Raw genomic sequence first — 12,346 nt, 5'->3', positions numbered from 1 at the left:
AGTCCCGCTCGACTGGCCCTTGCCGCCCCATAAATAATATGAGTTTCTAACTCAGCTATTCCGATGGGGATTGTCTTTCTCTGCGGTCTTTGACTGTTTTTGGGCCAATCGCGCATTCGCCAGCAATTGCCCATCACGTCTTTTGACTGCGCGCCCAGCTTCCGGGCGTGACACCGACGACCTTGCGAAACGCGCGGGTAAAATGCGCCTGATCGGCGAAGCCGGTTTCGACGGCAACGACGCTTATCGGCTGGTCGGCTTTGACGATCATCTGCTTGGCGCGATCGATGCGGGCCTTCATCTGCCACTGATGCGGGGGAAGGCCGGTCGAAGCCTTGAAGGCGTGGCTGAAATGGGATTGCGACAGGCCGGTAAGCTCCGCCAGAGTTTCCATACGGATGCCACGCAGGCAATTTTCCTCGATATAGTCGATTGCCCGGCGCAACTGCCAGCTGGCCAGGGCGCTGCGCTTGCGCTGTCTGGAAGGGCCGAGTCGCATCACATCGATCAACAGCGCCAGCGAAAGTCCATCCCCGTACAAATCATGCAGGGGCTGCGGATTGACGCATTCCGCCGCGATAAGTTCGGCGAGAGAGAGAATACGCGGATCGGAAAACATCAGCCGCGGCGCTTCGAGTTGCGCGGTATCGAGATCCTCCATCAAACGGCGGCTCAATATCTCGACGTTGAAATGCAGGTCGAGATGGCGGACATACTCGACATCGATCATTTCGGCCCACAGTTCCATGCCAGCAGGAATGTAGGAGGCGACCTGCCCCTGCCCCTCTTCGGAAAACCCGCTCTGCGGCTGGCGCAACCGGATATTCGGTCGCCCGCCTTTCGCATCAAGCACGATGAACAGGCGCGGATTGTCCGCCACGTAGAACCCGCCTGCCAACGGCGCGCAGTTGACATTCCATAAATCCGCGACAACACCGTTCCACTGACGCCGATTGAGGCCGCCAATGACAGAGAAGCCGTTGATGCGATTGTTCATGCGGGGCTGAAAAGTCATGGCCCAATCCGGTCCGGTCGCGGACTATTAAAACCTGCCTTCAATAGTCATGTTTTCCTAGGCCACGGGACCCGTTATCGCAATCGCTAAAATGACCGGAAGGCCCGAAACGACGGGCGTTGTGACTTTTTCGCCATGGTCGCGCCAAGGGCGTCCACCGCGCTATGCCGAGAAACGACCCGCGATAGGCGGCCTGCGATAGGCAATCATCCAAAGCAACAAGGCCAGCATCAGGAACACGGCAAAGGCCGGCTGCATCAGAACCCAATGCGCCACGGGCTGCAACAGGCCCGCCGCGCCAGCCGGTCGCTCCAGCGATTGAACCAGAGCCAGCCCCGTTTCACCCGTCGCGGAAAGGGCGCTTCCGAGCGGCGTCAAAACGGCTTGCGACGCCGAGACGGACTGGATGGAATCCACCGATGCGGCGAGAACGCCGATGATGAGCGACAGGAAACTTGCAAACCGCAGTAGAAACCGCATTCAAACCCTCCAATCTTGCGGGTCCAGAGATCGAGACCGCGCTTGATAGCTAGCTCGCGCAAAGACTTAGGCAAGTCGGATGGGAACGGCAATCGCTGGATTTTGGAACAGTTGAGATGAAGAAGTCAAAAAACTGTCAGAATTCAGTTGATCCGGCGGAATTCATCGGTATATATCGCGCCGTCCCCGGTTACTGCGCCGGTGTGACACGGTTCGTCCTTGATGAACCTTTCTGGAGAACGCGCAAGCGCCTCCGATCCACCGGCTCCAACCGACGGTGCGATGACAACGGACAGGTGGCCGAGTGGTTGAAGGCGCACGCCTGGAAAGTGTGTGTACGTGAAAGCGTACCGCGGGTTCGAATCCCGCTCTGTCCGCCATTTTCTGCAGTTTTCATGTTCTTCGACCGAAGTCGAACTTTATACCTTATAGGATGCCACTTGAAACGGGGCTTTCGCTTGCCATGCCCCCCTTCGAACGGATAATGACGGCGGCTCCAGCGAGCAGGTGAGGAACGATGATGGCGACGGACAAGCCGACGGAAAGCAAGATCACGGTTGAAAAGCGACAGAATGGGCGCTGGTGTTTCGTGCTCAACCACCGCGGCGTCATCTATCCTGCCCAGGGGCAGTTCGCGACCATGTTCGAAGCGCAGATCGCGGCCCAGGAAGCGGCCAAGCGTCTGATCAAGCGCTGACCGGCGGGCGGGCCGGAACCTCCCCACTCTTTTCAAAACATTCGCCTCTCGATACACCTTCCTCCAGGAGAGGGCCGGCTTTTGCCGGCGGGAGGAACAGGAATGGCTGCGGGGCAGAAAAAACTCGTCATCAGTGCGCCGGAGCCACGCACGCTTGATCTCATCTTCACCAAAGAGGCGCGGGCAGCGCTTGACGAACGCTATCGGATTATCGAGACCGATCCAGAGGATGTTGCCGGGCTGGACGACGCCATTCTCGGTGAGATCAGCTACATCATCGGGCAGCCGCCGCTCAGCCACCAGACATTGGAGCGCATGCCCAAGCTTCGGGCCATCCTCAATGTCGAGAGCAACCTCATCAACAACATGCCCTATGAGGTGCTGTTTGAGCGCGGCATCCATGTGGTGACGACAGGTCAGGTCTTTGCCGAGCCGGTGGCCGAGCTTGGGCTTGCCATGGCGCTCAACATCGCCCGCGGCATTGTCGATGCGGATCTCGATTTTCGCGAGGGACGCGAGCTCTGGGGTGGCGAGGGCAATGGCCGGGCTCGGCTCCTCTCCGGCTCGGAAGTCGGTATCATCGGCTTCGGCGATCTCGGCAAGGCGCTGAACCGGGTGCTATCAGGTTTTCGCACGACAACACGGGCGTTCGATCCGTGGATGCCGGCCTCGATCCTGCGTGACCATGGTGTCGAGCCGGCGGGGCTGGACGAGGTTTTGTCCAATAGCGACTTCATCTTCGTGGTTGCAGCCGCTACCAGCGAAAACCAGGGTTTCCTCGACGCCACGGCCTTCGCGAAGATGCGGGATGGCGCCGCCTTCATCCTGCTCAGCCGGGCGAATGTGGTCGACTTCGGTGACCTGATGGTCGCCGTCGAGAGCGGGCGCATCGTGGCGGCGAGCGATGTCTATCCACAGGAGCCGTTGCCGCTTGATCATCCGGTGCGCCACCTCAAGGGTTTCCTGCGCTCCGCCCACCGGGCGGGTGCGCTCGACAGCGCCTTCAAGAAGATGGGCGACATGGTGCTTGAGGATATGGACCTCATGGACCGCGACCTGCCGCCGATGCGCTGCAAGCGGGCCGAACGCGAGACCGTTTCGCGCATACGCTCAAAGCCGGTGACCGTGAACTGACACCGGCCTTTGCGCACGTCGCTATGCCGCGGCGGGCTGCATCCGCTGTCGTGCGCCGGAGAGGACGAACGGCGCGATAATCAGGCAGGCGATGCCGGCGACCATCAGGGCCGGCAGGTAGCTCGCATAGCTGTCGCGGATGTAGCCGCCGCCGAACGCCGCCGTGGCGGCGCCAACCTGATGGCCGAAGAACACCCAGCCGAAGACCATGTTTGCCTTCTCCCGGCCAAAATGCTGGGCCGTGAGCTTCACGGTCGGTGGCACGGTGGCGATCCAGTCCAGGCCGTAAAAGACGGCGAAGACGGAAAGGCCGATAAACTCGAAGCCGGTGAAAGGGAGCCAGATCAGCGAGAGGCCGCGCAACCCGTAATACCAGAACAGAAGCCAGCGATTGTCGTAGCGATCCGACAGCCAGCCGGAGGCGACGGTGCCGACAAAATCGAAGATGCCGATGATTGCCAGGAAACCCGTGGCGGCGACCGGGGTCATGCCGTAATCGGCGCAGAGCGAGACAAAATGCGTCTGGATCAGGCCGTTGGTGGACAGGCCGCAGACGAAGAACGACAGGAACAGCACCCAGAAGATCCGTGTCTTTGCGGCCTCGATCAATATGTCGATCGGCGAATTGCTTGAAAGCGCGGCAGCTGCCGGGGGTTCGTCCACCGTCTGGCCGTAGGGCCTGAGGCCGAGATCGGAGGGACGGTCGCGCATGAAAAGCAGCATGGCGACGGCGCAGACAAGCAGCATGGCGATGATGAAGATGACGGCGCTGTGCCAGCCATAGGCTTCGGTCAGGGCCGCGACCAGCGGCATGAAGACGAGCTGGCCGGTGGCAGTGCTGGCGGTCAGAAGGCCGACGACGAAACCGCGGCGGGCGGTGAACCAGCGCGTGGCGATGGTCGCACCCATGACCATGGCGGTAAGCCCCGTGCCGATGCCGATGACGAAGCCCCAGAGCACGATCAGCTGCCAAAGCTCGGTCATGAACAGCGACAGCCCCATGCCGGAGAAAATGATGCAGAGCGCGGTGAGCGCCATGCGGCGCAGGCCGTAGCGGTTCATGAGCGCGGCGGCAAAGGGTGCCATCAGGCCGAAGAGGAAGAAGCGGATGGCAAGTGCCGCGGAGATCGACGAGGCTTCCCAGCCGAACTCGCGCTGCAGGGGCAGGAGCAGCACCGAGGGCGCGCCGATGGTGCCCGCCGTAACCAGCATGGTGAGGAAGGCGGTGGCGGCGACCACCCATCCATAGTGAATGGAGCGCTCGGAGAGACGGGCAGAGATGGCGGAGGACAGCATTCAATATCTCCCGTTTGGCGGTTGGCGGCGGGTGACGCGCAGTTTGAGTGGCGCTGTATAAGGTAGTTACTTTCATAATGCAAGTAACTACTGCGAAAATGGTGGAGCGGAGTTAAGTCTCCCTTCAGCAAGAACGTTCGGAGAGAGGGGAGATAATGTTCAGGGAGCCAGCCTATAGGGGACGGCCAGCATTGGTGTAGCGCTCGGCAGGGCGTTGGAGACCGAGGACGACGAACTCCGGCAATAGCCACAGTATTCTCTTGCCGCTGGCCTCTCCCCGCAAGCAAGGAGGATGAAGAGCGGGCTTGGGCAGCCGCCAGTTTTGCCAACGCCTTCCAGATTGTTACGGGCATATCGGGAACACGCCTTTTCAACGCGACCGTCGCGCAGTGCAACGGCCCTTAAAGCGCGTCGCGATCTTTCAGATTCACGCCTAGCGCTTTAAGTGTCTGTTTTTACGCATGTCGTTGTCGCAAAACCGCTGCGCACTTTTGCGCGACATGCTTTAGCGCTGGCGGACCGAGCGAATGGCAAAGCTGGCGGGGTCGATTGTCTTGCCTGTGGCGGCATCGACGTAGGTGGGGATGGCGAGGTTGCCCGTGGATTTGTCGGTGATCTGCATGGTGACGCCGCGGTCGGCGAAATAGCGGTTGCCAAAATCGGAAAGGGCGATCAACAGGGGCTGCAAATCGCGGCCCATGTCGGTCAGGATATACTCATAGCGAGTGGGGCGCTCCTGGTAGGCGCGCTTCTCCAGCAGGCCGGCCTCGACCAGGGATTTCAGCCGTCGCGTCAGGATATTGGGTGCGATGCCGGTGCTCTTCTGGAACTCGTCGAAGCGGGTGCGGCCGAAAAAGGCGTCGCGCAGGATGAGAATGCTCCACCACTCCCCCACCCTGTCGAGGGTGCGGGCAATCGGGCAATTCATCTCATCGAAATTCTTGCGCTGCATGGGTCGAATATAGAAACTCGACTTGCACCATGCAAGTAGCCCTCGTCACCGAAAGGACGTTGCTCAAACCTGCTCCAGGCCGTTGACCTTGAGCATGGCTTCCAGGATCGCCGGCTTGCTGTTGTGGCCGGTCTTGTAGAGGCCGAGCATCACGGTTGCGACATCGCGCCCGTCTGGGCTGTCGATCTTCACATTCGTCTTTTGGCACCACTCTTCGAGCGCGCCGAATACGACTTCGATTTCGCTCTGCTCAAGCGCCATATCCGAAAGGAAAGACATTGCACAACCCCCGTTGCAACTCGCTGTTCGAGTGTAGCTACGGCGATCGCAATAACAATTGTCAGATTTAGGGGGTTGCCAGAGAAGTTCGCCCCCGCGCCCTTCCCTGCCCGGTATCAATCGGCCTGGACGGCGGACGCCTCGACGAGCGAGGTCGCGATTGCCATGGCGAGCTGCTTGCCCCGGATGCGGATGATCTTGGGATCAAGATCCCGTGCCGAAAGCACGAGGTCCATACCTTCCCGCATTACAATCTGCTGTGCCCTGTGAACTGCCCAGTTCTCGACTTCATCGCGCTTGTGCATTGCGCCTTCCCCCGGCTAAATCATTTAGCGAAATCGTTCGGCTCACCTATCCGACCTGAACGCGGCCACCTGGGGCGAATCACTGAGCACATCCATAGGATGCGGTATTTTCAGCATTTCTGAACTACTATTTATGGGGAGTGATTAATCAGCGTCTCAACAGCTTCCGATGCGCTCTTCAAGGAGTTCGAGAGGGGTGTCACGCCGCAGTGATTCCGGGCGATGGCACCGATGCCGACCTTCAGAACAAGGGAGATCACACCTCGAACACATCTTCGAACGCTTCCGGGAAGTTCTTGCGACCAACCCGTTCGTCGATGACAAGCAAGGCTTCGTAGGACGTGGGGTCGAAGGGGGTTTCCGCCGGCACGACTTCACGACCAAAAAGGAGATTGAGACGGCCGGCATCGAGATTGCCGCGTTCGAAGGGCTCGTTGCCGAAATGATGCCACAGCGCGTGCAGGAAGGCGGCATCCACCTTCTGCTCGATCGTGTTCGGGCGTGCAAGGCGAGCCAATGCCTTGAGCGGCGTTGCCCCCTTCTCATTTGCCCGGCGGATGGTGAAGTGATGGCCATGGCCCGGCATGCCGGAGGGGAAACCCCTGTGTTTCGTCATTTCGGGCGGTCTGGCCATCATATTCTCCTCAATCCTGGCGTCAGCTCGCTGCGCCTTGGGCAATCTTGTCTTGCGTCTTCGTTTCAAAATCCGAGCTATCGTGACGTTCGTGTAGCTGTTCCGAAGGCTCGCCGAAAGCACGATTGACGATACGGCCGCGCGTGACCGCCGGGCGCTCGGCAATTTCAGCCGTCCAGCGCTGCAGGTTCCTGTAGCTCTCGACCTCAAGGAAGGCGCCGGATTCGCCATACTGCTTGCCGAGCGCCAGACTGCCGTACCAGGGCCAGATGGCGATGTCGGCGATCGAATATTCGGAGCCTACCATATAGCGGTTGTCGGCCAGATGCCGGTCGAGGACGTCGAGCTGGCGCTTCACCTCCATCGAAAACCGATCGATGGCGTATTTGATATGCATCGGAGCATAGGCATAGAAATGACCGAAACCGCCGCCGAGATAGGGTGCCGAGGCCATCTGCCAGAACAGCCAGTTCATCGTTTCGGTATGCGCCTTGTGGTCCTTGGGCAGGAAGGCATCGAACTTGTTGGCAAGATACAGCAGGATCGAGCCGCTTTCGAAGACGCGGGTCGGCTCCGGCGTCGAATGGTCCATCAAAGCCGGGATCTTCGAATTCGGGTTGACGTCGACAAAGCCGGAACCGAACTGGTCACCTTCGCCGATCCTGGTCAGCCAGGCGTCGTATTCCGCGCCCGTATGGCCGGCAGCCAGAAGCTCTTCCAGCATGATAGTTACCTTCACGCCATTCGGCGTCGCCAGCGAATAGAGCTGCAGGGGATGCTTGCCGACCGGCAGATCCTTGTCATGGGTCGGGCCGGCGATCGGGCGGTTGATATTGGCAAACTGGCCGCCATTGCCCTTGTCCCAGGTCCAGACCTTGGGAACTTCGTAGCCGGCGGGGAAATTATCGGCGGGGGATTTATCGGTCATGAAATCGGTCCTTATTTACTGAGCGATGTGCTTGGAAGCACATTACAGCGCCGTGCCTCATATATGAGGCACCGAGGTCGCTGTAACCTTCTGCTGCATAATTTTATCCTTGAACCGATTCCGGTTTAAGGAATTATGCAGTAGGCATATGGGAAGCGACACGCGGGATTTCTCTAGTGCCGAACGTGGTTTTTCGCTCAAGGCCTATTTTGTTTATTTCCACATATCCCCGGGCTCAATCAAGCAATGGCCGGCTCTTGAGGAGCAACGCAAATTCGACCTAGAACCGCGCGCGGATGCTGCCAAGCAGCGTGCGGCCGGGGGCGGCTACGCCCTCGGCAACGTCGAAATCCGTATCGAAGACATTGAGAAGCTGCAGGCTTGTTTCGAGATGGCCATCCGGCGACTTCCAGGAGACGCCGATATTGGTGAGCGAGACGGGATCGAGTTCCAGGCCGCTATCGGTGCCGGCGCGCTTCCCCACAAAAGTCTGGCCGACGGTTGCGGTCCAACGGGACGGATCGACATAGGTAAGCCCCAGCTGGGCCAGGTATTCCGGGACCAAGGGCAAGCCGATATCCTCCGGAACACCTGGAGACGTGTTTGTGCTATCGATCAATGTAAAAGACCCATAAGCACCCAAGCCGCCGCCGATCCAGTAATTGGCACTGAGATTAAGGCGATCGATACGACCTTCGCTGGCGCCGAACCGGGTGTAGAGCACATCCGGCACACGGAGCGACAGGCCATCCAAAGTCTGGTGCTGATACTCGACCGCGGTAAAGAAGCGCTCTGACCATTCTGCATCCCAACGGACTGCGGCCGTCTTCGACTGACCTGTCGTGACAAGCGGCAGATCGAGCGGTGCCAGGCCTACAGTGGAGATCGGCGAAAGCGTATAACTGGAATCGAGGCTGGTATCTTCGCGGTAATAGGCACGCAGCCAATGGTTCTCGATTGGCGCCCAGGCGATGCCGATGCGCGGGTCGACGCAGCCGCAATCGTCATAATCTTCCGCCCAATTGTAGTAGATGCCACCCTGCACCTGAAGCGAGTGATCGATTTCCCACAGGGCATCTGCGTAAAGGCGCGCGGAACGGCCATTGGATTCGAAATTCGGCGAGACGTATTCGTCGCCATTCCAGAAGGTGTAAACCGAATAGTCGTAGTCGCCCTTCCAGACGCTGCCTTCTGCACCGTAGCGCAGCGTGACCGGGCCTATGCCGAGCATATGAGAAATGCCCGCGGTCAAAGTGCGCTGCCGCGTGTTTTCCTTCAGTTGATTCAAGTCACCAAAGAAATCGACATAATCGAATTCCGTATGCTCGCGGATGTCGTTTCCAGCCACAAAGGCCTGGATGACGTTTCGATCCGAGATCGTGTGTGCCCAGCCGATGCCGATATTGGCAAAGTCGGTATCGCTCACGTCATAGGGCGTGGGATTCCAATCCGGACCAGGATAGCCCTGATCGCGGTGGCCCGCATTGGCGAAGAGGAAGATGTTATCCTCCAGCGTCGGACGCAGGCCGATTTCGGCGTTTACGCCCTTGAGGTCGTCACGGTCGTTTTCGCGCGGGCTTTCCGGCCGGACCATCTCGGCCTGGAGATAGTAGCTCATCGGCACCGTTGCGTAGCTCGTGCCCTGCAACAGAAGATCATCGCGCCAGCCGAGATCTCCGTCCTTTTCCCACATAACGCCACCGGTCAAAGCAGCCTCGAAGAACGCGCGTCCTTCCAGCGAATTGCGCCTGGTTTCGCCGGCAACGGCCATCGGGTCGAGCATCAGGGCCTGCATCTGCGAGGAGAAGGTCGAGCTGCCGGGCTGCTTGCGCTCCTGCGGGGTCAGGAGCGGTGCATCGCCGCTAAACGGGGTGTTGCGCCCGGAATCCGCCTCGTCGAGATAGGACGAGCCCTTGAACGGGTCGTAACCGCGGTCAGCGTAATACTCGCCCCACTCGCTCAAGCCCAGATTGTCGAGGGTGATGCCGAGGAAGGACGTGACCTGCCGGTTGGCATCGTAGCCGCTGTAATAGCCGCCGCGCGCCTGGCGGCGTTTCAGCGCCTCGCGCGCCTGTATGATCGCCTCATCGGCCCGGAACTGGTCGAGCGCGATACCGGAGCGGATCAACGGGATGGAGGGGTTGTCGTTTTCATAGCGATCGGCATTGTCGAGCGCCTGGATCGCTTCTTCCTCATTGCCCAACTGATAGGCGGCAATCGCAAGGCCGATCAGGCTGTCGCCATAAGTCGGATTGATCGAGGAAGCTTCGAGCAGCGTGCGCTCGCCTTCATCCGTCTGACCCATGCGCAGGAGATAACGCCCCTTGGCGGCAAGAACGGCATAGGACTTGGCATCGAGCTTTTCGGCAATATCGAGCGCCGACTTCGCCGCCCTGATCTGCTCGTTGTCCATCAGGAAACGGGCATAGTTGGCATAGAGCGCGGCGTTCTGTGGATTAAGCTCGATCGCCCGGCGATGGGCATCATCGGCCTCGACGATGGCGTTGCGATCACTCTGGACGATACCGATCTCGTTCCAGACAGCATCCGCCCCCGGCGCCACCTTTACGGCGTGCTCCAACTCGGCCAGCGCGCCATCGAGATCGCTGTCGATGGCCGTGCGGAAACGCGCGCTGGTCAGGAGCGCTGCCGGACTATCGGGATCAAGCGCCAGGGCGCGGGCGAGAGCCTCGCGCACCTCGTCCCGGCGGTCGAGTTCGAAGGCAAGGCCGGCAATGGCGGTCGGCAGGCGGGCGTCGTCAGGAAAGCGCTTCTCGGCAGCCTTGAGGAAATCGATCGCGGCGGCCATTCCGCGGTCGTTGGCGATGACGGAGGCCTGAGCGAGGATGGCGACGGGGCTGTCGTCGTAACTGGCGATGTTTGGCGGGGGGAGCTGCCGGTCGGGATTGGCAAGCGCTTCGGCAAACCAGAGGCCGTATGCGGCTGATGCGCGGCGATCGCGGCTGAGGCCCGGCATGGCGGCGCGGAAGAGGTTTGCGGCTTGCTCATAACGCAGGTCATCGCCGGCAATCATCGCCTCGACCAGCTTGGCACGGGCCTCGAGTGGAGAGGGCAATGGCCGTGGCAGGGAGGCGAGAGCCGCCTTTGCCGCGGCAAAGCCGTCATATTCAAGCGCGGCTTCCGCCAGCAGCACGCGGTCTTCCGGGCTGCGGACATTCTCGCCAAGCGCAAGGATGCGTGCCCGCTCGGCCCGCAGTGCTGCGGGTTTGCGGTTGCTGACCGCCAGACCTGAGAAAATGCCGCGGAGCTCGCTGTACAGCAGGATCTGCTCGCGCTCTTCCAGATTGACGAGCGTATATTTGCGCGGCGCCTGACCGATCGAAACCGTGGCACCCTCGCCTCTCGCAACCGTGACGGAGCCTTGTGGGTTGGAGAGCGACACGGAGCCTTCCAAGACGGAGAGCGTGGTGTGATCGCCTTCGACCGTCAACGTCCAGTCCGTGCCGCGGATAGCGGCGGCGGCTGCCGGCGTATCAACCGCAATGCCATTGCCACCGCGTTTGGCGCGAGCCCAGATGGTACCGCCCTGAAGCTCCAGGCGGCTATCGGCGCTGGTATTGATCGACTTGACGACGAGGGTGGTGTTCCGCCCCATACGCACTTGCGTATCGTCAGCAAAAAGGATGGCCAGACGCCCTACGGCGTTGGTGCGCAGGATATCCCCGGCAAGCAGCGCCTGATCGACATCCACACCACGCCAATTGTGGAGTTCGATGAAGCGCGCTTCTTCGCCCGACTTGCGCGAAATGACGGAGCCTTCGGCGGTGGACGGACGCGCGACGACATCCGCCCTTGCAGACGCCGCGATCGGCAATATGCTCCCCAGTGCCGCAACGACGGCAATACAAACCCTCATCCCCAACACCGCAGAAAACACCCGCTCAATGGCGCAGACTATGGTTGCGCATGTGAGGAATTGTCAATCTTCGACGGCGGCGATGCCGGGCCAGCGGGCAATCGCCGCGCGCCCTGTGTCATTGAGGCCATAGATGCCGCGGTCGAGCCGGTCGAACCAGCCATAGACGTTGCGCAGGAGGATGGCGGCGGCATCGGGAGCGGCGGCCTTGAGGTCGCGCGGGCGCAGCGGGCCGGCTTCGAGCAGGCGGGCCATGTCGAGGGTGCGCTGGCGATAGGCCGTCATGATCGGCTGGCGGGTGGCGCCGCCACCGGTCGGGTCGCCCTTGCGGCGTTGATGCTCGGCAACCAGACGGGAGCGGCGTTTGGTGTTCTTGCGCGGGAGGATCGCAGCCGGACTGACGAGGATATCGACCACGCCGAGATCGGAAACGCCGAGCATGCCGAAGCCCAGGCGACGGCAGAGATCGCGAAAGCGGCGGTCTCGCTCGCGGCCCTTGCCTTTTGCCGAGACGCGGGCGGCGATCCAGACCTCATCGCTTGCTGCTGCGCGATCAACCGCCTGCAGCACGAGTTCGAGATTGAAGGAGAGCTTCAGTTCGCAGATGACGACAACGGGCGGATCATCGGCACCGAGGCCGACGATATCGCAGCCGCCGATTTCGCCCTTGACTGCATAGCCGGCCGCTTCGAGAAACCGCTTGATCGGCAGATAGAGTTCGGTTTCCAAGCCGTCTTTCCCTGGTTTGC

The 12,346-nt window shown here is 60.6% G+C and carries 12 protein-coding genes and 1 tRNA gene; 3 read left to right on the top strand and 10 right to left on the bottom strand.

Going from position 1 to position 12,346, the window contains the following annotated elements:
- Positions 1-133: 133 nt before the first annotated feature.
- Together QO002_RS03375 and QO002_RS03370 are read right to left on the bottom strand one after the other, a co-directional pair.
- A complete protein-coding gene (locus QO002_RS03375; protein ID WP_307226676.1) occupies positions 134-1,015 on the bottom strand; it encodes a helix-turn-helix domain-containing protein in 882 nt (293 codons plus the stop codon).
- Between the two features lie 162 nt (positions 1,016-1,177).
- Positions 1,178-1,495 (bottom strand): hypothetical protein, encoded by a 318-nt coding sequence (locus QO002_RS03370; RefSeq protein WP_307226674.1) that lies wholly within the window; start codon positions 1,493-1,495, stop codon positions 1,178-1,180.
- 290 nt (positions 1,496-1,785) lie between these two features.
- Between QO002_RS03370 and QO002_RS03365 the strand changes: the two genes are divergently transcribed.
- The 3 genes from QO002_RS03365 (at position 1,786) to QO002_RS03355 (ending at position 3,326) form a co-directional block, all read left to right on the top strand.
- Positions 1,786-1,875: transfer RNA gene (locus QO002_RS03365), tRNA-Ser, on the top strand.
- A 137-nt stretch (positions 1,876-2,012) separates the two neighbouring features.
- Positions 2,013-2,192: a hypothetical protein gene (locus QO002_RS03360; protein WP_307233566.1), complete on the top strand. Its 180-nt coding sequence runs from the start codon at positions 2,013-2,015 to the stop codon at positions 2,190-2,192.
- 102 nt (positions 2,193-2,294) lie between these two features.
- Positions 2,295-3,326 (top strand): hydroxyacid dehydrogenase, encoded by a 1,032-nt coding sequence (locus QO002_RS03355; protein WP_307226672.1) that lies wholly within the window; start codon positions 2,295-2,297, stop codon positions 3,324-3,326.
- Between the two features lie 21 nt (positions 3,327-3,347).
- Here the strand turns inward: QO002_RS03355 and QO002_RS03350 are convergent, their stop codons facing one another.
- From QO002_RS03350 to QO002_RS03315, 8 genes are all read right to left on the bottom strand, one after another.
- A complete protein-coding gene (locus QO002_RS03350; protein ID WP_307226670.1) occupies positions 3,348-4,622 on the bottom strand; it encodes an MFS transporter in 1,275 nt (424 codons plus the stop codon).
- Between the two features lie 505 nt (positions 4,623-5,127).
- Positions 5,128-5,574, bottom strand: coding sequence for a winged helix-turn-helix transcriptional regulator (locus tag QO002_RS03345; RefSeq protein ID WP_307226669.1), 447 nt, complete (start codon positions 5,572-5,574; stop codon positions 5,128-5,130).
- 63 nt (positions 5,575-5,637) lie between these two features.
- Positions 5,638-5,853, bottom strand: a complete 216-nt coding sequence (locus tag QO002_RS03340) for a hypothetical protein (RefSeq protein WP_307226667.1) — start codon at positions 5,851-5,853, stop codon at positions 5,638-5,640.
- Positions 5,854-5,969: 116 nt separating this feature from the next.
- Positions 5,970-6,158, bottom strand: a complete 189-nt coding sequence (locus tag QO002_RS03335; RefSeq protein ID WP_307226665.1) for a hypothetical protein — start codon at positions 6,156-6,158, stop codon at positions 5,970-5,972.
- A gap of 256 nt (positions 6,159-6,414) precedes the next feature.
- A complete protein-coding gene (locus QO002_RS03330) occupies positions 6,415-6,792 on the bottom strand; it encodes a hypothetical protein (RefSeq protein ID WP_307226663.1) in 378 nt (125 codons plus the stop codon).
- 22 nt (positions 6,793-6,814) lie between these two features.
- A complete protein-coding gene (gene yghU, locus QO002_RS03325) occupies positions 6,815-7,720 on the bottom strand; it encodes a glutathione-dependent disulfide-bond oxidoreductase (protein WP_307226661.1) in 906 nt (301 codons plus the stop codon).
- 280 nt (positions 7,721-8,000) lie between these two features.
- Positions 8,001-11,597, bottom strand: coding sequence for a FecR domain-containing protein (locus tag QO002_RS03320; RefSeq protein WP_307226659.1), 3,597 nt, complete (start codon positions 11,595-11,597; stop codon positions 8,001-8,003).
- Positions 11,598-11,660: 63 nt separating this feature from the next.
- On the bottom strand, positions 11,661-12,326 hold the full coding sequence (locus QO002_RS03315; RefSeq protein ID WP_307226657.1) for a DUF2161 domain-containing phosphodiesterase: 666 nt from the start codon (positions 12,324-12,326) through the stop codon (positions 11,661-11,663).
- Positions 12,327-12,346 lie beyond the last annotated feature (20 nt).

Origin of the sequence: Pararhizobium capsulatum DSM 1112 (genome assembly GCF_030814475.1) — a bacterium.
GTDB lineage: Bacteria > Pseudomonadota > Alphaproteobacteria > Rhizobiales > Rhizobiaceae > Pararhizobium > Pararhizobium capsulatum.
Note: the sequence above shows the minus strand (reverse complement) of the source record. Positions and strands in the feature narration are given on the sequence as shown.